The organism is Variovorax trehalosi, assembly GCF_051216415.1.
GTDB lineage: Bacteria > Pseudomonadota > Gammaproteobacteria > Burkholderiales > Burkholderiaceae_C > Variovorax.
The window spans coordinates 566,135-592,298 of record NZ_JBPJZG010000004.1; the positions used below are offsets into that span (position 1 = coordinate 566,135).

Annotated in this window: 17 protein-coding genes; 5 read left to right on the top strand and 12 right to left on the bottom strand. The window is 63.0% G+C overall.

Annotation, left to right across the window (positions count from 1 at the left end; translation table 11 throughout):
* The first annotated feature begins 299 nt into the window (after positions 1-299).
* Entirely contained in the window at positions 300-1,376 is a 1,077-nt protein-coding gene (locus ACSFA7_RS18165; RefSeq protein ID WP_435500655.1) for a hypothetical protein, read from the top strand.
* Between the two features lie 202 nt (positions 1,377-1,578).
* On the opposite strand, the gene qatD is transcribed toward ACSFA7_RS18165, so the two are convergent.
* From qatD to qatA, 4 genes are all read right to left on the bottom strand, one after another.
* A complete protein-coding gene (qatD, locus tag ACSFA7_RS18170) occupies positions 1,579-2,343 on the bottom strand; it encodes a Qat anti-phage system TatD family nuclease QatD (RefSeq protein WP_435500656.1) in 765 nt (254 codons plus the stop codon).
* Positions 2,340-3,722 carry a Qat anti-phage system QueC-like protein QatC gene (gene qatC, locus ACSFA7_RS18175; protein ID WP_435500657.1) on the bottom strand — a complete coding sequence of 461 codons (1,383 nt, stop codon included), beginning with the start codon at positions 3,720-3,722 and terminating at the stop codon, positions 2,340-2,342. Before qatC ends, qatD begins: the two co-directional genes overlap by 4 nt.
* Positions 3,719-4,330: a Qat anti-phage system associated protein QatB gene (gene qatB, locus ACSFA7_RS18180; protein WP_435500658.1), complete on the bottom strand. Its 612-nt coding sequence runs from the start codon at positions 4,328-4,330 to the stop codon at positions 3,719-3,721. The genes qatC and qatB overlap by 4 nt, the downstream gene beginning before the upstream one ends.
* Before the next feature lie 236 nt (positions 4,331-4,566).
* Positions 4,567-6,489, bottom strand: coding sequence for a Qat anti-phage system ATPase QatA (qatA, locus tag ACSFA7_RS18185; protein ID WP_435500659.1), 1,923 nt, complete (start codon positions 6,487-6,489; stop codon positions 4,567-4,569).
* A gap of 603 nt (positions 6,490-7,092) precedes the next feature.
* Here qatA and ACSFA7_RS18190 point away from each other — a divergent pair.
* Positions 7,093-14,730 (top strand): CHC2 zinc finger domain-containing protein, encoded by a 7,638-nt coding sequence (locus tag ACSFA7_RS18190; protein ID WP_435500660.1) that lies wholly within the window; start codon positions 7,093-7,095, stop codon positions 14,728-14,730.
* Positions 14,731-14,954: 224 nt separating this feature from the next.
* Here ACSFA7_RS18190 and ACSFA7_RS18195 read toward each other — a convergent pair whose 3' ends face one another.
* From ACSFA7_RS18195 to ACSFA7_RS18230, 8 genes are all read right to left on the bottom strand, one after another.
* Positions 14,955-15,863: a hypothetical protein gene (locus tag ACSFA7_RS18195; protein ID WP_435500661.1), complete on the bottom strand. Its 909-nt coding sequence runs from the start codon at positions 15,861-15,863 to the stop codon at positions 14,955-14,957.
* A gap of 6 nt (positions 15,864-15,869) precedes the next feature.
* Positions 15,870-16,190 (bottom strand): helix-turn-helix transcriptional regulator, encoded by a 321-nt coding sequence (locus ACSFA7_RS18200; protein WP_435500662.1) that lies wholly within the window; start codon positions 16,188-16,190, stop codon positions 15,870-15,872.
* Positions 16,191-16,207: 17 nt separating this feature from the next.
* The gene (locus ACSFA7_RS18205; RefSeq protein WP_435500663.1) at positions 16,208-17,179 is read right to left on the bottom strand and encodes a hypothetical protein; all 972 of its coding nucleotides are present in this window, start codon (positions 17,177-17,179) and stop codon (positions 16,208-16,210) included.
* A gap of 5 nt (positions 17,180-17,184) precedes the next feature.
* A complete protein-coding gene (locus ACSFA7_RS18210) occupies positions 17,185-17,490 on the bottom strand; it encodes a helix-turn-helix transcriptional regulator (protein WP_435500664.1) in 306 nt (101 codons plus the stop codon).
* Positions 17,491-17,537: 47 nt separating this feature from the next.
* Positions 17,538-17,906, bottom strand: a complete 369-nt coding sequence (locus ACSFA7_RS18215; RefSeq protein ID WP_435500665.1) for a hypothetical protein — start codon at positions 17,904-17,906, stop codon at positions 17,538-17,540.
* Between the two features lie 271 nt (positions 17,907-18,177).
* On the bottom strand, positions 18,178-19,464 hold the full coding sequence (locus tag ACSFA7_RS18220) for a tyrosine-type recombinase/integrase (protein WP_435500797.1): 1,287 nt from the start codon (positions 19,462-19,464) through the stop codon (positions 18,178-18,180).
* Between the two features lie 227 nt (positions 19,465-19,691).
* Positions 19,692-20,573 (bottom strand): alpha/beta fold hydrolase, encoded by an 882-nt coding sequence (locus ACSFA7_RS18225; RefSeq protein WP_435500666.1) that lies wholly within the window; start codon positions 20,571-20,573, stop codon positions 19,692-19,694.
* Positions 20,574-20,718: 145 nt separating this feature from the next.
* Positions 20,719-21,501: an IclR family transcriptional regulator gene (locus tag ACSFA7_RS18230; RefSeq protein ID WP_435500667.1), complete on the bottom strand. Its 783-nt coding sequence runs from the start codon at positions 21,499-21,501 to the stop codon at positions 20,719-20,721.
* Between the two features lie 141 nt (positions 21,502-21,642).
* Here ACSFA7_RS18230 and ACSFA7_RS18235 point away from each other — a divergent pair, with 141 nt between their 5' ends.
* From ACSFA7_RS18235 to ACSFA7_RS18245, 3 genes are all read left to right on the top strand, one after another.
* The gene (locus ACSFA7_RS18235; protein ID WP_435500668.1) at positions 21,643-22,653 is read left to right on the top strand and encodes a TRAP transporter substrate-binding protein; all 1,011 of its coding nucleotides are present in this window, start codon (positions 21,643-21,645) and stop codon (positions 22,651-22,653) included.
* 171 nt (positions 22,654-22,824) lie between these two features.
* Positions 22,825-23,886, top strand: coding sequence for a ThuA domain-containing protein (locus ACSFA7_RS18240; protein ID WP_435500669.1), 1,062 nt, complete (start codon positions 22,825-22,827; stop codon positions 23,884-23,886).
* A 33-nt stretch (positions 23,887-23,919) separates the two neighbouring features.
* A complete protein-coding gene (locus tag ACSFA7_RS18245; protein WP_435500670.1) occupies positions 23,920-26,145 on the top strand; it encodes an outer membrane protein assembly factor BamB family protein in 2,226 nt (741 codons plus the stop codon).
* Positions 26,146-26,164 lie beyond the last annotated feature (19 nt).

Sequence of the window (26,164 nt, forward strand, 5' to 3'; positions counted from 1 at the left end):
GTTGACGATGCGAGCTCCCGCCCGACGTGGGCAATGGCAGCCTGACTCGCAATGACATGACACGCCAACAGACCCGGCTTTGGCCTTTGGCCCGTTGAGCATCGTGAGCTGTGTCGCTCCACTATGACCGCGCAACGCCATAGCTTAGAATCAGAATCGCGCTTGTCGGCGCACGCTGCCCATCATGGCTTACCTGGTTCGCCGGGACGACAATGATTTCTCGAAAGCGTCAGCTTCCACGTTCAGCGGAGCTTGGCAATGGGCACCAAGGTATTCCGCTTCAACGTTTGGAGCTTGTCTTGAACCTCATACTAACCACGTCGACTGCTGCCGAGAAACTACATCGGCTCGCCAAGCAACGGCGCAAAACTCATCCGACTTCGCTCGCCGTCGCGCTCGACACGATAGCAAGGGAGCACGGCTATCACAGCTGGAAGCACGTCAAGGATTGCGTCGAGCAGACAAGATCGCTGCCCGCGGCTTCAAGACCTTTACCCTCCATCCTTGCCGAATTTCTGGCGGCGCAGGAACGATCCGATTCGACGATGCCTGCATCGTGCGGGGCCCTCAAGTCGGGGCTGGTGATCGCCATGGATACAAAGCATGCGCAGGATGTCTCATGGCCCGATGATTTTGTTGAGTGCGAGGAGATCAAGTTGATCGCCGCGCGGCAAATCTGGGCTTCGCTGATCTATCAAACGGACGAGCGTGGCGAATCAATGGCCCAGCGGTTGAAGGGCGAGTTGCTGCTCGATCAGGCGCTCGATCATCTTTCTGATCTGCGCCTCTTCCGATACTCGGGCGATATAGCTCTTTTGCCGGGCTCGCTGGATGAGGCGTTTTCGTTTGTACTAAGCAAAACCTTCTTTCCGCCAACACATGTTTGGTTGAGAGGCGAATTCCACGACATGGCGTACCCGCACGCCTTGCAGGTTGATGGGCAACAGGTCTATGTCTCGAATGGCGCCGGCAGCTCTGCGCTGCGCATGTCTGCGGCGAGTGGTGGCAGAGAAGGGGGATCCTTTGAAGGATCGACGCCTGTGCAAGGGGAGGCTATCGCCGACGCGGCTCCCGCCGTAGCCCGTTCTGGCTCGGGTCTTATCCCACGACTCGACGTTTTCAAACTCGAGCCTGGCTTCTATGAGTTCCAGGTGACCTATGACGGAGAGGAGCTCATGATGGATGGTGGCTTTGATTCCATACGAAGCGCCCTCGAATCTGCGGCCGACGTCACTGGTGACATCAAGGGCTTCGAGTTCGCATACAGGGGAATCACCATTGGCACGTATCCGCTTGCCATGTTGCGTCAGCAAGCAGACAGGATTGCGAGGGAAGCGGTCGCAACTGTTGCCTCCTTGGGCGATGATCATTGGTGACGCTCATACTTTCAAGGCGACGAATAGTGTCTCGAATGTAAGCGCGGGCGCCAACTAGACAAGGTGGCAGCTCTCGAGCGGCGCAGGCTAGATTTCCGCGACCCCGATCGCTCGCGAGCAATTGAGGGCCGCAGCTTCATTGCATCCGGCACAGACTTCGCCGAGGTAAGCGCGAATCAGCGGCGATGCACGGCAAGCTGCTTCAGACTCGGCGATTGCGAGTGAGAGCGCCCAAATTCGTCACCACCAACTCGCTCGCAGCCTGAACTTCAATCCCCAAGGTGCTAGCAAGCGACTTAAGTGTCTCACCCACGTCGCGCGGCCGGGAGGGGCGTTCATTGAACGCCACGAACGGTCCATCAGTCTCTGTCAGCAGCCGCTCGCGGGGCAACGCGCTGACGACCCGGCAAGTCTTCTCCGACACAAGCATCTGGGCGTTGATGGAGAAATAGCAGCCCAACTCAGCCGCTCTTCTCGCCTCGGCCGCTGTGCCGGTGAACCAATGCAGGACGGCGACGCCGCGGTCGAGCGGAAACGACCTCTCCAAGTGGTCCAGGACCTTGCTCACGCACCTAACGCTGTGGACTGTGAGGATCTTGTCGCCCTGCTCGGCGCATGCGCCGAGGATCCGGGAAAAGACGCGCTCCTGTTCGGAAAAGGAGCGATAGAACTTCGGCCCTGCATCGAGGCCGATTTCGCCGACGTACCTGGTCTCGCCCAAGAACTTCTCGAAGAGCGGCAACTCCGAGGCCCTTTCGGCGACCAGTTGTGGATGCATGCCGAGCGCAACCCGCACATATTCCGAACCTGTTGCGACCTCAAGGTTCCTTTTCCAGGCCTTGGGCGTCGTTGTGACCGCCAGCGTGGCGATGCGCTCGTGATCGCACTCGCTCACCAGAGAAGCGTGGTCCGGATAGAGGTCCAAGTGGCAGTGAAAATCGACCCATCGTGGGCGCATACGCATCATCCATCTTTGATCGGTCTCGCCTCAACGTCCTCAAGCAGTTCGGCGACCTCCTGCATGCCCCGGACGTATACGCCCTCATAGTCGTCGAGGTCGTCGGGATGATCGTACAGCGGGCCGGGCTGATGGATGTCACGTCGTGCCCTGCCTGGATGGGCCGCCAGGCGCGCCAACGCGAACTGAAAGGCTCGAATGTGCTCGCCCATCGCTGTCGACGAGTCGATCGCCTGGGCATGCAGATCCTTGAGCCAATACTCGGTATCGTCAGAACCGAACCCTGCGTGCAGAGCCGCGCGCCGTATGAGGCACGGGACGCAATGCCCACAGTGTTGGACCTTTCGGCGAGCCTCGTCGCGGTCGTGGCGATGTTTGCCCTCGGCCGAACAGGACATCGTCAGCTTAGCGCTAGTGTGCAGGAAGTCCTTCTCGAGACAGCTGTCCACCATCTCCCCCTTCGTTTGGTGACGGTGCGGGTTTTCCAGTTGGGCGGGGATGCCTAGGCCTTGCAATAGCTCGTTGAACCTGGCCATGTAGAAAGGGTGTGTTGTGCGCGTACTCAGCGCCCCAACCCGTAAGGGGTCCAGCGGGACGTTGAGGGAAATGAGGCCATTCTCCGGGACGTACACCGTCACCACCCCACCCACCGCGCTGGCCGTGGCCGCGGCCAGGGCAAAAAACAGAAATGAACGTCCCCTCAGCGTGTCCTCTCGGCTGGACTGCGCCAGTGTGTCGTGGTCGAAGCCGATTTGTGCTCGAACGTGATGGAGTTCCTGCGGGGCAAATCTCGCGGCGAGCGCCTCGATGCAGTTGGTTTGATGCTTGCTGGCGTTTGGATCCCACCAGTGGCTCACCAGCATCGGCGCCTCCCGGCGCGCAAGCAAATTGGTCGCCCCGATGAAGCTGTCGAGCCCGCCGGAGAACAAGCACACACACGACGGCTCAAACATCCGAAGCTTCTCGGTGGGCCGCACCAACGACGGCGCGTCAGTCGGGCGTGGACGGAAGAAGAGTTGCCAACGATCGCCGGTCAGGAATCTCAGCATTGTTTGAAGGAGCATCGCCTGCGACGACCAACGGGCAACGTCACTCACCGGCAGATGCAAATCAATCTCGCGCGACCAGCCGTCCTGAGAGTGCGCGCCCCTCGAGATTCGTGTGTCGGCGGCGGTCAGCGCGGTGGCTAACATAATGAGTTCTACGCCGATCTCAGACGGGTTGAATCCCCATTCGCGGAGCTGATCCAACGGATGGTCGACGCCGTACATGGGCTTGTCGTAGGGGTCCAAGAACGGGACGTCCGTGACGATTGAATCCGGTCGCGATGGCGCCACCAATGCACTGTCGGATGCGCCGAGTCGAAAGATGATGGTTTGGTGGCTCATTCGGCTTCCTCTCCGGCCTGTTCAACCAGGGTGTAGGCCGCCTCGTAGATTTGCAAGACCTTGTTGTTGACCTGTGGGTCGGTGAAGGCGGTGAGCGGGCCCTCGAGCAATTCGCCGAGGTGACTGCGCGTCGCGCCGGAAATGAAGTCCTTGAGCTGCTCCTCCAGATCGAGCGCGCGCTCGACGTTCTCGGGAAGCCGGATGCTCTTTGCCGCGATGTCGCTGATCACCTTTCCCTCGATCGATCGGATGATGTAGTCGAGGAAGAACTCTTTGAGCTGATCGGGCGTCAGGTCTCCGAAATCCACCACGCCGGCCTCGACCTGGTCCTGGATCGCATCCAGCAACGCTTGCCGCGATATCCCCTCGTCGACGGGGCCGCCCGGCAGACAGACGATGTCGATCAAGCCGAGGAAGACCTCTTCCGCCGGCCGGCCGATCAGTTGCTGAAGTCCCCTGGACCGCAGTGCCTCAGCGACACCGACGCGCTGCGCGTCGCGCAGCACGCCGAGCAGCCGTCCGCCGGTGACGCGAGACGCCCCCATGCGCCGTGCAGCCCCCGACGCCCCGCCTGTGCTGGCTACATGGCGCCGCAGTGCACCGCCCAAGGCGCTCGAGCTCCCGGTCTTTGTGAAGGTCGTGAACTTGGACCTCGCCTGAGTCAAGGTCTTCGGGGGAGGCGCCGGTGCAGCGGCTGCTGGTGGGGCGGCTGGAGGCGTAGGGCCCGCAGGCGGGGAGGCAGTTCCCGCGCCCTGCCCCGCCGGGTCCGCGCCGGAGGCGGGATCGTCCGCCCAAGAAGGCACCAAGCCATTGGAAGGGCCACCGAAACCTTTGGAGGTCCCCATCAGGATGCTTTCAATAGCTTCATCGCGCCTTGCGCGGCGGCCCTCAGCTTTGAATTTTCGGACTGGGTGGCCCATCCCTCTAGGAGGATTCGGTACGACGCCGCGAGCTCCGGCTCGGTCTGCAACGTGGAGAAGTTCGTGGTGGCCCAGGCGCCGATCAAGCCTGCCGGGAGCTCGGCGAGGAACGCCCCCAATCGTCGCTGCAGTTTCGGGTGACCTGTCACCAGGGCCACCATGCCGTGCAGCCCCGGAGGTTCTTTGCTGAGGTCGGTCGCGCTCCGGATCGCGGTCTGGAGCGCATCGAATACCTGTTCGGGTTCGGTTCCAGCCAACTTGTCGATCTCGGAGACAAGGTTCTTGGCCGCCATGCGAGATCCGAGCAGGCGATCCACCAAGGCATCCAGATGGCTCGCGGCCGCCAAGCCGCCTAGATAGTTCCTCTTGTCGCGGGTCGCGAACACATAGGGCCTCAAATCCTCGGTCCCCAGCGGCGGGGCTATGGCTGCCCATTCCTTGATCCAGTCTGTCCTAGACCATTCCTCGACCTCGGGTTGGGCCGCGCTTGCGGCGGAACCTTTGGCAGTTGGGCGCGCCACTGTGGCCCCCACGGATGCTTCGAGTTGCGCGAGCGCCAGGACCTGCCCGCCCGCGCTCGTCACGGCCATCCGCGCAAGCTGCAGGTAGAACACCGGTGCGAAGCTCTCCGCCAACATCACCTTGGCCAACTTGGACTGTTCCAATTGATCGGAGAATCCTCGCTCCTCCGCAACCGCAAAGCGCAACAGTACAGAGTTGAGGAACCGCTTTATCTGCCGCGGATTCCCCTTCGTGCCCTCGGCCAAGATGTTGCTGATCTGAACTCCAGTATTCAGGACCCGCGACAGCGCGGGGGATGGTGCCGCGCCCAGCGCTGTCGTGACGCTGCCCACATCTAGGCCGCGCGTTGCCCAAGGCTTCTTCAATTCGCTGCGGGCCAGGTCGAGCAGCTTTTTGAAGCTCGGATCCTGCTCCCCGAGCGCCAACTGGGCGAGCAAGAGGATGACGTAGATGCGCGTTTCTGCGGTGCCCAGAGCTGGGATGCGAAATGGAACTTGGACGAGCTTTTCCAGGTAGTTCCGCGCATACGGGACTTGTCCGACCTGTGCCGGCAAGTCCGGGAAGTGAGAGCGGACGGCGTATTCGATCATCATCTCGTCGGCGCCGATGACGAACGCGGTGCGCGGCACGAAGAGGAACAGCCGAATCGCCTCGAGCGTCGCGATGGCGGTCTCCGGGAGGCATCGGTCGAGGTCATCGACCAGGACGACCAGTTGCTCAATGTCCGCCGCCTCTATCAGTTCTTCAAATTCCTCCCGGAATTTGTGCATCTGGTGAGGAACATTGTCCTTCGCGCCTTCTTTGTCTTTGACGAACTCCCCGGCCTGATCGGCCCATTGCTTGATGTCGTCCCTCGAGATAACGTCGCCGGGCTTGGCGATGAACGCCTTCGCGGCATTGGCCAGGGATTCCAGTTGATCGAAAGTCGGGATGCCCGTCATCGCGGTGAAAGCAAGTCCGCCTGTCTTCTTCGCGACCTTGAGCCAATCGATTCGCTTGAAGACCTTCTTGGCCGCTTCAGCCACCTTCGCATGTCCAGGTCTGGCGCGGAGCAACTCCTCGACGATCTTTTCGATCACGACCGTCTTTGCGTCCTCGAATCCTTCGAAGGTCCATCCATTGAACCAGATGCACAGCGTTTTCTTATCCTTCTCGAGGATTGCTGCCGTCATCTTGAGTACGCTCGACTTGCCGGCGCCCCAATCGCCGTGCACGCCGATCGTCACCGGCACAAGCGGTGTCGAGCGCACCAGCTTCACGACAGTCTTGGCGACCGACTCGTAGTACAGCAGGTCGACTGCCGTTTCTTGATCGTTAAGGAACACCGTGTCTCCCCCGCTCCAATATGGAGCGGAGTATGGGGGGCGCGGTCCGGATCACCACCCCATATTCCGGGGATGTTCCGAAGAGCGCGTCATGATCGTGTCGACGATGGCCGGTCCAATTGAGGGGCTGTGGTTTCGCCGAGTAAATGCACTCTACGTTGCAGTGGGCAGGCTCAATTGAGCGAAGAGCGCGTAGTCAGCGTAGAAATCACGAGACCCAGTAAAAATGGTTCTGGTACGGGCAATGCGCAGAGCTTGAGCTCAACCAAGAAGCAGTCGGCCCTACGGGGCTGCTTTTCATCTAGAGATTGTCTTGGCTTTGCGCTCCTACGCAGCTTCCGGATATGCGTCAAGTGCGTCCATGAACTGCGGTACTTGCCGCTCGGGGAAAGCCTTGGGCAGACGGTGCGTGACTCCCTTTTTCTTTAGCTGCTTGTCGGCTTGATTGACTGTATGCGCCCAACGACCGTCCAGAAGCACAAAGTCGCTGGCCATAGGCGTCGGCGGCCGAGCACGTAGCGATCGACCGGCGTCGTGGGCGGATCCTCTAGGAGGGCGTCTGATAACCTGCCCCGAACACGATAAATAATTCGAGGGAATGCGATGGACGGTCGTTACGACGTTGGTGATTTACTAGCCAAGATTCCGCTGGAAGACGTGATGCAACGTCTGGGCATGCTGACCGCGCGGCGAGGCGCCACTGTCCAAGCGCTGTGTCCTTTTCACCAAGACACTCGCCCGTCGTTGAACCTCTATCCCGCCGACGGCGCGACCACTGCGCACTACCACTGCTTTGCCTGCGGCGCCCATGGCAACGCCATTGATTTGGTCAAGAAGGTCCAGGGCCTGGAGTTCTTGCCCGCGGTTCAATGGCTAGCTCAGCAGTTCGGCATCAAGTCGCCGTCTCGTCCGTCCAAGCAGCGGGCCGCCACTGCTGCCGCCAGCGAGACAGCACGGAAGTTTGCTCTGCGCATCTACGACGAACGGCACGATGACCAGCGATTCATTGCTTGGTGCGCCGAGCGCGAATTCGACCGAAATTTCCTGTACGAGCGAGGCTTGCGCTGCATCACTCACGGCGTGTTGGTGGAGGCCCTGCAATCCAAGAGCGTGGGTGAGCGTGCCGAGCTAATCGATGGCCTGCAGACTCTGGGCTTGGTTCAGCGATTGCATCAGCGCTCACCTTCAGCCCAGGGCAAGCTGAATCTGCATGACCAGTTTCGAGACTGCTTTCATGACGGCCGCGTTGTCATTCCCATTCACGGTGGCACGGTCAAGCAACCCGAGTTGCTGGGTTTTGCAGGCCGCGCCTTGCAGGGAGTACCGCCCGAGGGCGTGGCCAAATACCTGCTCACCTCCGGGCTTGAAAAGACCAAGGTCCTGTTCAATGAACCCGCAGCCTTCGATGCTGTAAAGCAGACCTCTAAAGCCAGCCTACCGGCCAGGCTGTACCTTGTGGAGGGCTTTCTGGATGCTTTGCGCCTGCAGTCCCTTGGCCAGCCTGCCGTCGCGTTGATGGGCACCAGCCTGGGCAAAGAGCCTATGGAGCGGCTGAAGAAGCTGGCAGATGAGTCAGATTCCAGCGCTGAGCTGGCGTACATCCTATTTCTCGACAATGATCCGGCCGGATTTGGCGGGACGGATCGACTGGTGCGTCGCTTGCTGGATCTGCGCGGCGTGAACTTGCGCTGGATCGGCATGCCTTGGCGCAGCAAACCGGCCTTGGGCAAAGACCCTGATACGTGCTTGCGTGGTCTACGCACGGCTGAGCAAGCCACTGCTTGGCTGCAGGCCTTCGACCTGCCGGCCGAGGCCGTATTGTTAGTGCAGGCCCTAGGCGGGCAAGACGCCTCTGATCTACAGCCTGAGCGATTCGGCCACCTGGTGCCTACGGTGCGTGAGCGCGCTTTGTTTCGCGTCGGCATGGCGCTCAGGCGCTTGTACGGGCGCCGACCAGCCGAGGTTGCGGCGGCGCGATTAGCGGCATGCGCTTGGGACTGGGCTCAGCAACTTCACGCCGAGTTGGCAATGGCCGAGACCAGCCATCGCGGGTTGCCGGCACGTGGCCTTTACCTCGAAGAAGTGCTTCCGCGTGTGGCGCTGGCTCGCAGCCTGGCCTACCACGGCGCGCGCCGCGGCGAGTTGCCCTGCGATGAAGAGGTCTGGCAGACCCTAGGAGGTAATGCACGCCTCTTTGACCAGATCGCTTTGGATCGCCTACAGGCCATGATGACTGGTGACCGCTCCTGGAAGCAGGCTGCGCCTTTTGACGCGGTGCAACTGCCGCGCAAGCTGACGGCCGATCCGAAGGTCCTGGACGACCCGCGCCGCAAGGTGATGCCACACCCTGCTGACCTGCTCGTGCAGCAGATCGTTCTCAACGAATTGCTCAGCCAGCGTCATGACCGGCCAAGCGCTGCGGGCCGGGCTTTTTCAGACGGCATCCCGGCCGTGCGCTGGTACGCCTCGCGCCGAGAAATAGTGGTGACGGGCTTGAGTGCGCAGCTCAATGAGCTTGACGATGATTTGGACCTGCCCAAAACCCTGAGCTTTGGCTACCAAGTCGACATGGACGTTTTGGAGGGCGACCAGACTCCGTCTGACCAGGGCATGTTCCGCCCATTTGGGCAGTGCTGGCGTGAGTTCATGGCCAGCCTGGCCAAGCAGTGCCATGCCATCGGGCCGCGCGTGCATGTACTTCGGCTCGACGCCAAGCGCTACTACGACTCGATCCAGCGCTTTGTCGTGCGCGATGCGGTGTTGACACCACTGAACCAAGCCTTGGACGTGCATGGTGTGCCAGAAGGTTTTGGGCGCATCTTCGGTTGGCCAAAAGCCAGCACTACCCCCTGGGACGCCGAGCGCGAGGCCAAGCTTGAGCGCCTACTGATGGGACTGATCTTTCACCACCAGTACCTTGATCCCGACGCCCAAGGAAAGACGCAGTACAGCAGCGAGATCGTGGGCATTCCGCAGGGCCCTGTTCTGTCGGCCTACATCGGCACCGTTGCATTGTTTCCTGTGGATGAAGAGGCCCGCCGCTTCATCCACAGCACAGCCGAGAAAGGCCCGGATGACGTCTGGCGGCCGCGCGCGGGCTATGCACGCTATGTGGACGACATCGTGCTGTTTGCCGACAGCGAAGACTTGCTCAAGCAACTGCGTGAATTACTGCAATCGAAGTCCGCAGAGCGCTCCATCGACTTGATCCACAAAGGCGAACATGTGCGCGCCGGCTCACCCCAACAGGTGATGCGCCAACTCAACGATGGGCGCGGTTTGGCGCCGTCTGTACCAGCTTGGGATCCCCCCCTGGTGGGCGACGGCGAGACCGACTACAGCCTGGGCGGCGAAATGCCTGAAGTCGATCGCCAGTGCGCCTTGCAGATGCTGCGACGTGTTGCGTTGATGCATGAGCCCAGAGAGATCGCGGGCCAGGTCAAGGCCGTGTTGGGTGCCCCAGATCTACGCGCTGGTGATCTGGGCCTGTGCGCGCGCTGGCTGTGGTGGCAGGTAGCTGCCACAGCCCAAATAGACGGCGAAGTGGCAGCCAATGCGTCTCTGTGGGAGCGCTTCTGGGACCTGTGGAACGAGGTCTGCGGCGACCAGCCCTGGGCCAGCGCGTTTGAGCAGCGCGGTTACCACTGGCTGTTTGCCGTGGAAGGGTTGGACAAATTGCTAGACAACCATCCGTGGCAGGAGAACGGAAAGTTTCTGACTGAGCGTGAAGAGGATCGCAAGCTTCGTTTGGACCTGGCACGGCAAGTCTGCGAGCCAGTTTTCATCAACCAGGTTAAGCCGGCGACCAACTTCGATCATGTGCGCCGGCGCGCCTGGATGGTTGTGCGCAAGGCACACCGCCTCCTGGGCAATCCGGGCGCCACGTTGACGTTGCCACCGCAGCAGGGCGGCCGGCTGACAGTCATCGAGTGGCTGTGCCTAGCCGGTCAGAGTCTGGCGCAGCAAGACACAATCCAACTTCAAAACACCGCCAATCATCCCTTGAACGCGCTGTGGGAACGGCGACCAACGAAATCGAACGATGATGAATTGGCGCGCGCGCATGAGGTCATCGACCAGCTGGTTCCGCCCAAGAACGAGGGGAGTACCGCACCGATGGACGGCACCGCCGTAGCCGTCGGACTGGCGATTGACTTCGTCCTCAACAGTTCGCCACAGAATGACAAGCTCCGTACCCTCGCACGCGAGTTTCCACGTCTGCTTTCGCAGTCTGGCGCGGGTAAGCAACTGATTCCCCACCTGCCAACAGGCAGCGAGATTACCGCGTCGCTGTATGCGATTGATGCCCAGCCCAGCGCTAATGGGCGCGACCTCTATCGATACTCGTTGCGAGTGGAGTACGCCGCCTCACCAGCAGCTGAGTCCGAGCGACGATTTGCCCAAGTGGCCATGCGTGCTGAGCCGCCTTGCCCAGCCGACGAAACGTCCGTGCGGTTTGTCAAAGTGCCGGAGTCGGAAGCTCAACGGCTTGTTCTGGAGAAAAGCGCCGAACCAAGACCATGGACCGAACTGGCGCCCGCTGCAATCGGCACGCAGTATGACCAAGAGCCAATCACGCACCGGGCGGTCAGTCTCTACCATGCCCTGCTGGCCATGCACCAGAGGGCAGTGGATGGCGAGCAAAGTCTGGCCTATGTGCCCTTTCGGCCACAGCTGTTCCGGCAAGTCCAGGGCGACGTGACTACGCTCTACCTGCTGGCCGATCGCGTCAAGCGCGACCAACTGGGCGTCACCGCCTGGTACCACGACCGGGACGACCGGGTGCAAACGGTGACGGTTCCCTTTGCGGGGGCCGAGCTGTGGCGCGTAGGCTGGGCGGTGGCTGATGTGCTGGGCGTGGCCGCCGACATGGCCGGCGAGACCGGCGAGCGCGACGAGCAGCTCGATGAGCGCAAGGCTCCGGGCGACGCAACGGACAGCACCGAAGTCACCGAAGCCCTGGCGAAGCAGGAACTCGAGGCCTATGTGCTGCGCCAGCAATTGCGCAAACTGCAGGGCCGCTATCTGTCTTCGGCCCAGATTGACTCGACCAGCAAGGCTGAGGCCCGCATGCCACGCACGGTGACGCGCGCTCTGGCACGGCTGCAAGAGTTTCCGGCGCGCCAAGGCTTGGACGCCCAGGTGCGACATCTGCTGGAGGTGGAGGCCGAAAGCCGCGCCATGGCCATGCGTCTTGAGCATGGCAGCGGCGATGACATGCGGCATGTGTTGCACCGGGTGTTTCCCGAGGCGCTGAACAAGCTGCCCCTGTGGGTACTACAGGGCCTTCCGCTTAAGTCGTTGGTCGAGCAGACCGCACCTCTGCGCCCGGAGCTGGGCTTGATGCTGGCGCTGTACCAGTCGCTGTACCTAGCCACGGGTGCAGCCCCCAATAGCAATGCTCCTCCCTTGCGCATGGCGCTGGCACTTAGCGCCATCGGCACTGGGCTGCGGGGCAGTGTGGCCGCACTGTGGGGCCATGCACAGGCGTCCGGTGCCGCCCGCATGCCGGAGCGCCTGAACCTGCCACCAGGTTGGTCAATGGCCGACATGGAGCGCCTGGATCCGCAGGGCGACTACAACGCCATGCGCAAACGGCTGCTGGATGGCGATTGGACTGCGCTATGCAAGGCCAGCCCGTGGCATTGGATGCTGGCCCTGATCGGCTTGCTGGATGCCGGTTTGCCACAGGCCTTTGACCTCCTGGATCTGTTGTCGGTGTACGAAGCCCTTGCTCAGTGGCAGACCGCGCCATCCGCTGGGGTTCGTGAGGAGGAGGGTGCTGAAGAACAGAACACGATTTGGCCCTTTGATGCCTTGCCCACCTTTACGCTGCAGCGCTGCGACGAGGTAATGGTCGCTTTGCCGAAGGCGCTGTGCGCGCTTGACGTCTTGCGTGGCATGCGCGTGGTGAACGTGCAAGGCCCGAAGTTTGGCCGACATCCGCACACCGACGAGTTTACTGACGCCAGTGGCGAAAGCTGGCAAATGAGCACGCCGCAATTCACTAGCTTGTTTGCCAATACATTGCCACAGCTACCCTTTGGTCGGCGCAAGCTGACGCCGTGGTCAGAGACACGCAGCGGCACTGACGATGAGTTGCTGGCGGTGCACACTCTGGACCACAAGCTTGGACGGTGGTTCAGCCCTGCGGATCAGACGCCGTCGGTGCCGCAGGTCGTGCCACGACCACACGGCTTGCCCGACAACGCATCTTTTCACGGGGCCATAGCGTTCGAGGAAGGCGATGCCCCATCCGCAACCCCTCTGCATGCCGACGTGGGTGAACCCGTGAAGCGCGACCAAGCTGCTGAGGGTTACGTGCGATCTGCACCAGCGGCCCCTGCTGTTTCTGGTGCGGTGCCGATTGAGCACTTGGAAGAGTGGCAAAGCAACTCGTGGAGCAAGCGCTTCGGCGTTGGCAGAACCACCGATGACGTAGATCTGAATGCACGAGGCCACCTGCGCGTCGCGCTGTTCCAGTGGCGGGTGGACGACAGCTACAGCCACCCCATTGCCGAAGTCGGACTGGGCGGCATTCCTCTGGACCCAATGGCGAAAAAGGAGTTGGAGGTGCATCTGGATGGCGACCTCAAAGCCGTTCACGAGGCCGCCAAGCGCAATGCGGAATTCCATTGGCACAACGACCTCAAGGTCATCTCCTGGCCCGAGCATCGGCGCCGGGTTCTGCTGGGCCAAGCCTTGCGCGCGTGTCGCGAGCTGAAGGTGGAACTCTTGGTGCTTCCCGAGGTGTCGGTTCGGCCTGACACGGTGGAGTGGTTGAAAGGCGAGTTACTTCACCATCCAGGCTTGGCTGTGTTGGCGGGTACCTATCGTCTGTTCGAGGCGGCGAGCAACCATACAGAGCACCTGAAGGAGAAATTGACCCTCTTGTGGCAACCCGAAAAAATCGAGGCCGACGCCTTTGGATTGCAAGGCGATGCCCGGGTCATGCAGTTTCAGCGTGACAAGAAATACCGCGCCGTGGCTGCGCACGAATTGTTTCGACCTGGTAGCGAACCACTGGCGCCCCTGTACCGAGAGGAGCTGATACTGGATGCGTTGCGTAGCACTTGGACTGGCGCACGGACTTTTGAGCAGATTAAGGAGATGATGCGGGCCCTCGTTCACGGCCCACAGAAGCTGCGGTATTGCGTAGAGCTGATCTGCTCCGAGTTGTTCCTGCTCACCAGCCCAGCCAACCGCCGTCCCCTGCTGCAAGACTTGGCCAAGGTGTTGCGGCAGTTTGGCGTGGATGCGACATTGGCAGCGAAACTTGTCGAACTCGACATAAATGCGCTGGGCGAGTTGTTGACCGTCACTCAGGGCAACCGAGAGCGACGGTCAGTGCTGTTGGTGCCGGCCTGCACAAGCCGCAGCAACGACTATTGGCATGCCGGCCAGGCCAGCGTGTTGGCCTCGGGTACGGCCACGGTGTTCTGCAATGCCGCGAGCAAGGGGCTGAGTGTCGGCGGCAGTTGCTTCATTGGCTGCGACTCGGTGCATAAGCTGCCGAAGGAACACGCGGGGATCGTGCGCCTACTCACGCCCTACCATGGCTGGCACCACGGCATCTTGCAGCCGTCGTGCCAGGGCGCCTTGTCTGAGACGGACCAGGCCCTGGTGGTGGTAGATCTGGATCCGGTTCACTTGGTCAGCGGTAAACCGCGCCCGCAGTTGTTGCCCGAACCCGTGTCCATGGTGGCCTATTTGCCCATCGTGGAAGTTCTGCACAAAGAAGGTAACGCGCGGGCGCTGACAGCCTCCCTGCGGGATCAACTCAAAGACAAAAAAGGCAGCCAAACGTTGGCGCGCCTGCTGAGCACAAAGGCATTTGCAGCCCTACGCGAGCCAATGAGCTTTCGAGGGGCGCTGGCCAAACTGCTCGAGGCCAAGAGGGACCGCCGCTTGAAGGCCGATTTAGGCAGCCCAGAGCTGGACGCGTTTGCTCGCTTCTTCAGTGATCCAGAGGCTGTTCGCCAGCGCATCATGGTCTGCTTGCAGGATCAACACCAGCAACCCGCGCCGCTGGCAAAGGCCGACGGTCTGGACTTGGCGCCAGCGTGGTTGGACTTCTTGGTGGCCGATCTGACCTGGAAGCAGCCTGAGGAAGAGCGGCCAAAGGATGAACAGGCTAGTGACAAGCAGCCAGCGATCCGGGTGCCACCGTGGAACGATGTGCTGGTTCACCCCAGTGCAGGCGTGGACGGTACCAGGGGCGGAGATCCAACTGCAGTCTGAACTGGCCGCCACTACGGTCATCCCAGACTACCCAAGTAATGATGCCGTCATAAGTACCTAGACTCCCTCCTGATAGATTTAGTCTAATTACTGCGCGACCGACCTTCACTTAACCCCCTTAGGAGCATCAGTGAACAGTCCGTGCGCGGTTCGAATTACCCGTAACGACCACCTCTGCGGAAGGACCCGTGCCGTTGCGAGGCCGCCGCCATTGAAGCCCTCGCTCACGCGCATTCGGTCTCCGCTGCTTTCTCAACGGCACGCTTGACCCGTGCGGTGAACGCGAGATAGCTCTCGCCTTGCCCTACCGAGAACGCCGCTTCGTCCCATGCAGTGAGGCCGAGGGCGCACGCCTTCGCATCGATACCGCTGCGCGTCTGGTCCCACGCGACATCAGAAAAATCTGGACTCGCGCCGATCTCCTCTGCTTCCCGCACCAGGCGCTTCACGATGCCAAGCAGGTATGCCATCCCTTTCGGCGGACTTGCCTTGACACAGACCTCCGCGGCCTGCTCAAAGATCTCCACGCCGACACCTGCCTCGACCAGATCGCGCAGCCTCGGATCCGACGGGTTCACGTCAGTCACGCCCTTGGCCCGGATGGCCTTGCAAACAGCAGCCACTTTCTTTAACGTCCGGGCTTCACGCTCTGTACTGGCCATCGCGTCCGGCGTCGTTCCTTCCGCCTCGCTCTCCCCCTCAACTGTGGATGCAGCGATAGACGGGCCTCGATGACTGCGAGAGGCTTCGCCACCATTGGCCGCATTCCCAGTCTCGCGCTCCCGCTGCCGACGTTTTCTTTCCGCGCCTCCCTCGTCTTCACGCTCCCTCTTGGGCTGACGCCGCTCCCAAGCCACCAGACGGCCGGTGTCTTTGGCGATCAGTGCCTTGTCCTGCATGAGTCCGTAGACCCGCTGCGCGACACCTTCCTCCACCTCGAGGTAAAAGTCCATCGATTCGAAATCCGGCACCCCGGGATTGCCTCGGTCCTCGGACGTGCTCGCCGCCTCCAGCAGATGGACCCAGATGGCGATCACCTGCGCCATGGACACGCCAGCCTTCTTGGCGATCAACCCGAGCTTCGGATCGGTGACCGTCCCGTGATGCCATCTGAACCAATGCATATCCGCCATGACGCGTCAGACCTCCGATGCCTGCGTCTCGGTGAGCTTGGAGGACCGCACATGGACGCCATTCGCCGAGTCGACCTGCTCGACGATCCACGCGTCGATGGACGACTTCAGCCACACCGTGCATCGCCGGCCCAAGGACACGCTGCGCGGAAATTTCCCGGCGGACATGCGCGCGTAGATCGCGCTCTTCTTCAGACACACGCGGCGCTCGACCTCCTGGATGCGGAGAAAGCGATCTCCTGGCGCTGCTTTGAGGACGGGTGGGGCTTGCATGTGGACAGTTTCGGAATTGAACATGGAGCGAGGATCGCGCAGCAAAGCTGACATCGACAAGGCACGCGATGTCACCTCGACACCATTTCCAGATCGGCTGCGCAGCGGTCTTGAGGTCCGCTCGCTTCACGCTTGGCCGCCTCCTTGACGCGCCGCAAGTACGCCGGCCAGTGCTCGTGATCGGGACCGAGGTCGAACTCTCGCCACCGCCCGATGCCAAGCGCTTCGGCCTTGGCCTCGACGCTGGCCCGGCTTTGGTCCCAGGCAGCCTGCGGCATCCCCGGTCGCTCGCTGATGTCCACAGCCTCCCGCAACTGGCGCTCCACGATGCCAAGCAGGTATTCCACACCCTTGGCGGGCTGCGCCCTGGTGCAAATCTCGGCGGCCTGCGCGAAGGTCTCCACGCCGACGCCTTTGTCGATCAGCGCGCGCAGCTTCGGATGCGACGGGCTCACATCGGTCACTCCCTTGGCCCTGATTGCCCGGCAGACGGTTCCCGCTTTCGTGGAGGTTTTCGATTCTTCGCCCCCCACTTCCCCCGCTTGCGGGGGGTAGGGGGGTGTTTTCTTATCTTCTCTCCTCTCCTCTCCTCTGGGTGTGACTTGGCGGGACGTGGCGTGACATGGCGTGACACTGATGGATTCGGTGTGACTTGGCGGGACAGCAGCTGTCACACCTACTGTTTCGCGTTCACGCTGGCGGCGCTTTCTGTCCGTGCTGGTCTCGTCGTCGCGCTCACGCTTGGGCTGCCGCCTTTCCCATGCGGCAAGGCGCCCTGTGTCGCTGTCGATCAAGGCCCGGTCCTGCATGAGCCCGTACACGCGCTGCGTGCTGCCTTCCTGGACCCCGAGGGCAAAGTCGATGGATTCGAAGTCCGGTGTGCCCGGATGGCCGCGCTCCTCGGACGCGCTGGCCGCCTCCAGCAAGGTGGCCCAGATCGCGATGACCTCGGCCACAGACGTGCCCGCCTTCTTCGCGATCAACCCGAATTTCGGATCGGTGACCGTCCCGTGATGCCACCGGAACCAATGCATGTCCGCCATGGCGCTCAACCCCTCCGAGCTTGATTTGCGCCATTGGCCGAGGCCGAGAGGGCCAGGTTGTTGGCCCTCTCGATCTGCTCGTTGATCCATCCGTCGATGGAAGACTTCAGCCACACCGTGCATCGACGGCCCAACGAGATGCTTCGTGGGAATGCGCCGGTCGCCATGCGCGCGTAGATCGCGCTCTTCTTCAGACACACGCGGCGCTCGACCTCTTGAATCCTGAGAAAGCAGTCGCCTGGCGCGACTTTGAGAGGGGGGGGGCGACTCCATGCGGACGGTTTCGGAAGTGAACATGCAAGGAGGATCACCCAGAGGAGGTGACATTGAGGAGGCCCAAGATGTCATCACCGGCTCCTTATCCATGTCCATGGCGGCGTGCGCTGTCCAGCGCCTCGCATTGGCGCTCGATCTGAGCGCCGAGAAGTCCCAGCGAAACCGACATGAGCCGTTCCAGCGCGCCGCGGTGGCATGCATTGAAGAAGGGGGCAGGGCTTGCGTCGGAACAAGCCGCTTCGCGCCGGTCTTCGTCCCAGGAAAGCAGTTGGGCGAGCATGTGGGTGCCTTGCACCACGTCGCGCGCGTCGTTCAGAAATTCGGCGAGCCGCTGCTGGGGCAGGCTCAGCCCTTCCCCTCGGACCCATTCGAAGGGCTTGAATTGAGCGGTGGGGCGATAGCTCGCGAACGAGCAGCCGGCGTCGGCGCCAGCGTTAGAAGATTCGGCCATGGGCCTCCAAGGACTTCGGTTTGCTAAAACCGCCGTCCCTGAGACCAATCAGGGGCGGCAGCTCGACGGGTTGGTCTACCGGGAAGTCCTTGCGGAAACCGGCCGGGCTTGCGCCCGCCCATCGAGCCGCCTAAAAAAATGGGGCACGAACGACAAAGCCGCAGACCAATGGCGGTAACTGCGGCTTTCGTCGCAGGACTTCTTCGGGAGACCAATCCCGACCTCGCTCATCACGAGGCGAGAGAACTTTAAGCGCTCTCGGCTGTTCCCGTCAAGCTGCGCGCAGCGTCACCACATCGGCACCACGGCGCAATTCATCGAGGTAGTCGGCCCATTTCTGCATCATCGAAAAACGTTCCACGCGAAACTCTGTGCGGTTGTAGGCGCGGCCGAGACTGTCTTTGACGGCGTGTGCGAGCTGCGCCTCAATCACCGATTCGTCGACGTTGAGACGCTCCGCCAAGATGGTGCGTGCGGTCGCGCGGAACCCGTGGGCAGTCACTTCGTCTTTGCCGAAGCCCATCGCGCGCAATGCGGCGTTGATCGCGGCATCGCTCATGGGGCGTTCGTGGCTGCGCTCGCCCGTGAACACGTAGGCGCTGCGTCCGGTCAATGGGTACAGATCGCGCAGCGCCTCAACGGCCTGCGTTGCCAGGGGTACCAAGTGGGGGGCGCCGTGCAGCTTGCCGACCTTCTTTCGCTTCATACGTGCGGCGGGCACGGTCCACAGCCCGGCGTCGAGGTCGATCTCTTCCCACTTCGCATGCCGCAGCTCGCCCGGACGCAGCAAGACCATGGGGGCCAGCTTCAGCGCGGTGCGGACCACGTGCGTCCCCTTGTAGCCGTCGCACGCGCGCAGCAGCTCGCCCAGGCGCTTGGGATCGGTGATGGCCGGGAAGTGCTGCACGAGCGGTTTGCGCAACGCGTCCTTCAGGTCGCGGGCCGGATTGCTCGTCGCGCGACCTGTGGCGACGGCGAAGCGGAAGACCTGGCCGCAGTTCTCCAGCGCGCGGTGTGCGGTCTCGACCACGCCGCGAGACTCGATGCGACGGATGACCGTCAGCAGCTCAGGCGGGTCGATTTGCGCGATGGGTCGCGTGCCGATGTAGGGGAACACGTCGTTCTCCAGCCGGCCGATGATCTTGACGCCGTAGCTGTCGGCCCAATCGGCGCGGCGCACTTCGTACCATTCGCGTGCGACGTGCTCGAAGCTGTCGAGCACCGGCAGGCCGGCCTCGGCGCGTGTCGCAGCTTCACGGGCTTGGACATGCGCCGCGCGGACGGCCTTCCTCGCCTCGCTGGGGTCGATGCCTTGGGCCACCTTCCTGCGAGCGTCCTCGGCTCGCTCGCGGGCCAGGCCGATGCCGATGGTGGGGTAAGTGCCAAGCGAGAGCGTCTTGCGCTTGCCGGCGATGCTGTAGTCGAAGCGCCATCCGTGGGCGCCGCCGTTCACGAAGAGCAGGATGTAGAGGCCGTCGCCATCGGAAATGCGCCTGCGCGGATCGCCGGGTTTGATGGATCGGAGGGAGGTGTCGGAACCGATTAGATTTCTTGGCATAACAGTTTTTCGGGTGCAGTAAGTGATGCAGTAACTCAAGATCACACCCGAACAAAATTCTAGAGCTGGCGCGGCTTCCAAGGCATCTTTCGACGGAGCCCCAGCCACCACCTATCGCTGCGCAGGCTCTTTCAAAGAGCACTGCGAAGCCAAAAAGCCCTAAGCAAATCAACTGCTTAGGGCTTTTTGCATTTCTGGGCGGCCGCTGGCCTTGACGGGGGAGCGTTTCATCCCTTGCCGAGCGGTGCATGCACCCGCCCCAGAAAATCGCGCATCAGCGTCACCACTTCATCGAGGTGCGTCTCCAGCAGCCAGTGTCCGCCGTCCAGCAGATGGAACTCGGCGTCCGGCAGATCCCGGAGATAGGCGCGCCCTGATTTCTCCGGCATGTAGTGATCCTGCGGTCCCCACATGATCAGCGTCGGCGGGCGGTGCTCGGCGAGATACCGGCGGTGCTGCGGGAACCAGGCGCGGTTTTCCTTCAGTCCCGCGATCAGGCTGATCGCGATCTCCTTGCGCTTCGGCGTGACCAGCGGCCAGTGCAGCTTCCACAGGTCCGGAGGAATGCGTTCGGCAAGCTCGGGTCTCACTGCGTTGAGAAACTCCTCCTTGAACACTTCTTCGGTGATCGCCTCGGCCAGCTTCTCGCGCATCTGCGCCGCGGGCAGCGTCCAGGTGTTCTCGATCTCGGCGTACTTCGGCCCCAGCGCATCTTCATAAGGGATGTCGCCGTTCTGGATGATGAGCGCCACCACGCGCTCGGGTGCCTTGATGGCCAAGCGCGCGCCGATCGGCGATCCGAAGTCGTGCAGGTACAGGGCGAAGCGTTCGATGCCGAGCGTCTTCACGAAGCGATCGAGAAAGTCCGCATAGCCATCGAAGCTGTAGTCGAAGCCCTCCGGTGTCGCGCTGTAGCCGGCGCCGGGATAGTCCGGCGCGACCAGCCGCCAGCGGTCGGCCAGGCGCGGCATGAGATTGCGAAATTCGTACGACGAGCACGGATAGCCATGCGGCAGCAGGACGACGGGTGCATCGCTCGGCCCGGCCTCGCGGTAGAAGGTTTCGACATCGCCAACCCGGAGGCGGCGGTGTCGCACGTGGATGTCCATGTGCTTCTCCTGTTCGTTGGCCGGCCGGACCCATGTCCGGCGCGGCATGGCAGGAGGTTAAAAATTCTTTGGCTCGTGTTGACGGTCGGCGTGTACCGACGGAGCTCGTAGGTCGAGACCGAGAAAGCCGCAGGCGCGTGGCGCTTCAGGCCCGCTTCTTGAAGTGCATCGACGCGCCGCTCGCGCGCGCCAGCTCTTCCGCCGATTCGAGAAGAACGGGCCCCAGTTCCAGCATGCGTTCCTCGGTCAGCCGTACCAGCGGCCCCGCGATCGTGATGACGCCGATCACCGCGCCGTTGCCGCTGCGCACTGGCGCGGCCATGGCTGTCATCGCGGGTGCGAACACCTCGCTGATCATCGAGAAACCGCGCTTGCGCGCCGCGCGCAGGAAAGCCAGCAGCGCCTTGACGGTGGTCGGCGCCTTCGGGCCGAAGTCCTCGGGTTGTCCGAAGCCTTGCCTGGCGACCAGCTGGAGCGCCTGCTCGTCCGTCATCGTCGAGAGCCACGCGTGGCCGGCCGAGCTGGAGGAGAGGTTGACCGACAGGCCCATGTCCGGGTCGTAGCGCAGGCCGCGCGTGGCGCCCTGCGCCTTGGCCACGAAGGTCAGTTCGTCGCCATCGACCACGGCCAGCCGCACCAGCTCGCCCGAGCTGGCCGCGAGCCTGTCGAGCAGCGGCTGGGCGATGTCCACGATGCCGCTGTTGCTCAGGAAGCTCAGGCCGAGCGACACGAGCTTGATCGTGAGCATGTAGTCGCCATGGCTCTGGTCCTGCCGCACATAGCCGCAACGCACCAGTTCGCTCAGCAGGCGATGGGTAGCGCTCAAGGGCATTTCCAGCTCGGCGGAGAGCGCCGACAGGGCGCGGCCTTCGGGGTGGCCGGCCAAGTGTTCAAGCACCTTGAAGCTGCGTTCGAGTATGGCGGTCATGCGGGCAACTTTAGCATTTTGCCAAGTGTTTTCACTAGTAGAAAGATTTTCCACTTGACGATTAAGATCGCGCCGCCAGAGGTCGAGGCGTCCTGAGTCGCCCCGGCATGCACCCCTCACATCGAAGCTGGAGATCCAATCTTGAGAACGCTTTACCGCTCGCTGGCCACCGCCGGCCTCGCCCTCGCACTGGTCGTTCCTGCCTTGGCTCAGGCGCAGCAGGAGCGGGTGATCCGCTTCGGCCACCTGAACAACGCCGACCACCCCGTGAGCTTCGGCGTCAAGCGATTCGCAGAACTGCTCTCGGCCAAGAGCGGCGGCAAGATGAAGGTGCAGGAGTTCCCCGCCTCCCAGCTGGGCAACGAGATGCAGCAGCAATCTGCCCTGCAGGGCGGCGTGCAGCAGATGTCGGCACCGGCCACCACTTCGCTCGCAGGCATCGTCAAGGAGTTCGGCCTTGTCGACTTTCCCTTCTCGGTGAACAACTTCGCGCAGGCTGACGCGCTGCTCGACGGGCCTCTCGGCCAGGCGCTGATCGCAAAGCTCCCCGAGAAGGGCCTGGTTGCCCTGGGTTACTGGGACCTGGGCTTTCGCAACGTCACCAACAGCAAGCGCCCCATCACCAAGCCCGAAGACCTCGAGGGCTTGAAGATCCGCGTGATCCCGAATCCCGTGTTCCTGGAGACCTTCAAGGCCTTCAAGGCAAACCCGGTGCCGATGCCCTTTGCAGAGTTGTATGGCGCGCTCGAAGCGAAGGCGGTGGACGGCCAGGAGAACCCGTACGCGGTGATCCTGTCGAACAAGTTCTACGAAGTGCAGAAGTTCGTGAGTGCCACGAACCACGTCTACGCGGCCAACATCGTGCTGGTGAGCAAGAAGTTCTGGGACTCGCTCACGCCCGCCGAGCAGAAGATGATGAATGACGCGGCCAACGAGGCACGCGGCTACCAGCGCCAGGTCAGTCGCGCCGCGGCGCAGAAGGCCGTGGGCGACCTGCAGGCCAAGGGTGCCCAGTTCAACGAACTCTCCCCCGCCGAGCAGGCCCGCATGCGCACCGTCGCCAAGCCCGTCATCGACAAGTTCGCCGCTCAGTACGAACCCGCCATCGTCAAGCTCTACAACGACGAACTCGATCGCATCCGCAAGCCATGACCGCCCGGCCATTCGCGCTCGCCGCGAACAACGCCACGGGCTGAACGCCGCCTCGTTCCCGCCGGCAATCCTCATCCAACCGCTGCTCCTGCCGGCCGCCGCCGAGCAGCCCATCCGCTCTCGGGGAAGTGTCCCCGTGGGGCCCGCTTCGACCAAAAAAAGGAGACACCCTTGAAATCTTCCAGATCATTCCTCTTCGCACTTGCATCGACCGCGGCGCTCGCGCTGGCGGTGACCGCCTGCGGTGGCGGCAGCGGCGGCGGTGGCTCGTTCGCGGGCTTTCCCATCCAGCCCGTCGCGCCGGCCGCACCCAATGAGCCGACCGCGCCGACCGACGAAGTGCCGGTGCAGCCGACCGACCCCGTGGCCGAGGCGGACGACAGCTTCGACACCTACTACAACGTCTGCCGCGGCACCAACCCCAAGTGCTACAACGACTGGGGCGCGTTTGCCACCACGCCCGATCGCGTGCTGGTCTACTCGCGCACCGCGGGCCCGCGCCATGCCGTGCTTGGCACGCCGATGGGCGCCGGCCTCAACCCGGCGATGAACCCCGACAACGTCATGCAGGCCGGCCTCGTGCGCATGCTGTCGGCCGAGGGCATCACCGTCGACTGGACCGAAGACGTCGCCGTCCTCGGCAGCCGCATCAACAACTACAAGGCCGTCATCTTCGCGAGCTCGAACCGCGACACGCTGTGGAACGGCGCGGTCACCACGAGCCAGGATGCCGCGCGCACCGCGCTGCGCAACTACATGCGCCGCGGCGGCGGCTTCGTCGGCCTGCACAACGCCTTCGGCGCCGAATACAACTGGCCGTATTACGAAGGCCTGCTGGGCAACGCGAACTTCTACAACCACGGACCGAACCGCGCAGGCGATGTCGAGATTGTCTCGGACGACCCCTCGACGAAGGACGTGCCCAAGCGCTTCTCCTTCCAGGACGAGTGGTACAACCTCGCGCCCTTCCCCACGAAGGTGAAGTTCCTCGCCAAGGTCGACACGTCCACGCTGAAGCCCTTGACCTCCGCGCCGCACCCCGGCCACGCGGACTTCCATCCGGTCGCCTGGTGCCAGTACTACGACGGCGGCCGCGCATGGCTCACGACCCTCGGCCACAACGCGCACTCGTTCACCGCGGATCTCTCGGGTGTCGGCGCCATCGAGTTCCAGAAGCTGGTCGTGCAGGGCGTCAAGTCGGCGATGGGCCTCACGCCCTTCTGCACCGAGTAACGGCATTTCAACCTTCACCGCGTAGAGGCATCCATGAAACCAAAGTCATTGGTCACGCTGCTCATTTCCTGCGGCGTGCTCGCATCGCCGCTGCTGATCACCGCGTGCGGCGGCTCATCGGGCGGAGGCACGCCCGTGTTCCCGGTGGTGCCGGCACCGCCCGCGCCGCCGCCCCCCGGACCTGGCGCACCACCGCCGCCACCGCCCGCACCCGCAACGCCCTCGGCGAACCTGTCGGACTGCTGCACTGCGGGCGACAAGGACTTCCCCAAGGTCGGCGGCAACCTGGGCAACCAGAACTACTCCAGCCTCGCGAAGATCGACAAGGCCCAGGTCGCCAAGCTCGGCGGCGCGTGGGTCAACCAGATCGAAGGTGGCATGGCCACCGGCAACAACCAGAGCACCACGGTGGTGGTCGACGGCACCATCTACATCGAGTCAGCAGTCGGCAACGTGATCGCGGTGGACGGCAAGACGGGCCTCACGAAGTGGAAGTGGACCACGCCCTACGGTTCGATCACGCGCCGCGGCGTGGCCGTCGCGAAGGATTTGGGCCTGGTCTTCACCGTCGCCACCGGCAACCGCCTCGTCGCGCTGCGCACCGACACCGGCGCCATCGCCTGGATCAAGCAATACCCGAGCAGCGCCACCGATCCCGACTACCAGGGCGCGCTGCAAAAGGTGGCGCTGGTCTATCACGACAAGCGCCTCTTCCTCGGCACCAACGACGGCAACCGCGGTGCCGCGTTCTCGGCCGATGCGCTTACCGGCAAGGTGCTGACGTCGTTCTGGGGCGTGCCGCGCGCCGGCGAGATCGGCTATGACACCTGGGGCGGCGCGGCCGAGTCCGACCGCGCGGGCGCGACGCCGTGGATCCATCCCGCGGTGGACCCCGAACTCGGCCTCATCTACTGGACCTTCGGCAACGTGCGCGGCGGCTCGTCCCAGAACGGGTCCGCCCGCCCGGGCCTGAACCTGTTCGCCAACTCGCTCGTCGCGCTCGACTTGAAGACCGGCGAATACAAGTGGCACTTCCAGTCGGTGCACCACGACATCTGGGACATGGACAACGTGATGTCGCCCGTGCTCGCGGATGTGAAGATCGACGGCAAAGACCGCAAGGTCGTCATCTACGGCAGCAAGACCGGCATGTACTACATCCTCGACCGCCAGGACGGCAGCGCGCCGCTGGGCATCGACGAAGTACCCGTGAAGCAGGACGCCCGTCAGGCCAGCTGGCCCACGCAGCCGCTGCCGCGCCAGGGCGCATGGACCGAGACCTGCATCGTCGACCAGCCGCTGGGCACCGCCATTCCCGGCGACCCCAACCGCGCCGTGCCCAACTACGTGAAGGGCTGCCTGTACGACGCGCACTGGGACGTGCCGATCCTCTCCATCCCCGGCCACGGCGGTGGCGCGAACTGGAACCACCAGGCCTTCAGCCAGCGCACCGGCCTCGTCTACACGGGCATGGGCTACGTGTCGGCCGCGCACTCGCTCACCGAGTCGAGCAACGGCCTGCGTCCACCGGGCACGTACATGACCGGTGCCGTGTTGGCGGTCGACCCGAGCACCAACCTCGTGAAGTGGAAGAAGCAGATGCCGTACTCGCTCGCGCACGGCAACGGCATCCTGGCCACCGCGTCGAACCTGCTCTTCATCGGCCAGCCCGACGGCAACCTGCTCGCGATGGATGCCAACGACGGCAGCGAGCTGTGGCGCTTCCAGACCGGCGCGGCCATCAGCGCGAGCCCGATCGCCTACGAGATCGACGGCGAGCAGTACGTCGCGGTGTACTCGGGCGGCACGGGCATTCCGTACGGCGACTCGGCACCGCGCGGCGATCGGCTGTGGGCCTTCAAGGTCGGCGGCACGGTGATGCCGCCCGCGACGCCGACACCGCCCGTCGTGCGCCGCCCGGTGTCGGGTTCGGCGGTGGAAGGCGCGGCGCTGCCGACGCCCAATACCGTGTTCCTCGCGCGCGTGCAGACGCCGGCAAACGAGCCCGGTGCCACAGAGTCGACCGCAGTGAACGCGATGACGCCGACCTTCATGCGCGTGCCGGCGAACACCACGGTGACCTTCACCAATCCGGCGGCGAATGCCAACACGCACTGCGCTACCCAGTTCTTCGAAGGACGGTTCAACTTCCGCCTGGCCCCGGGCCAATCGGCGACCCACACCTTCGATGCGCCCGGAGAGTACTTCTACAACGACTGTCATAGCCCGCGTCCTACGGGCAAGATCGTCGTATATTGATACGGTCCCTCAATCCCCC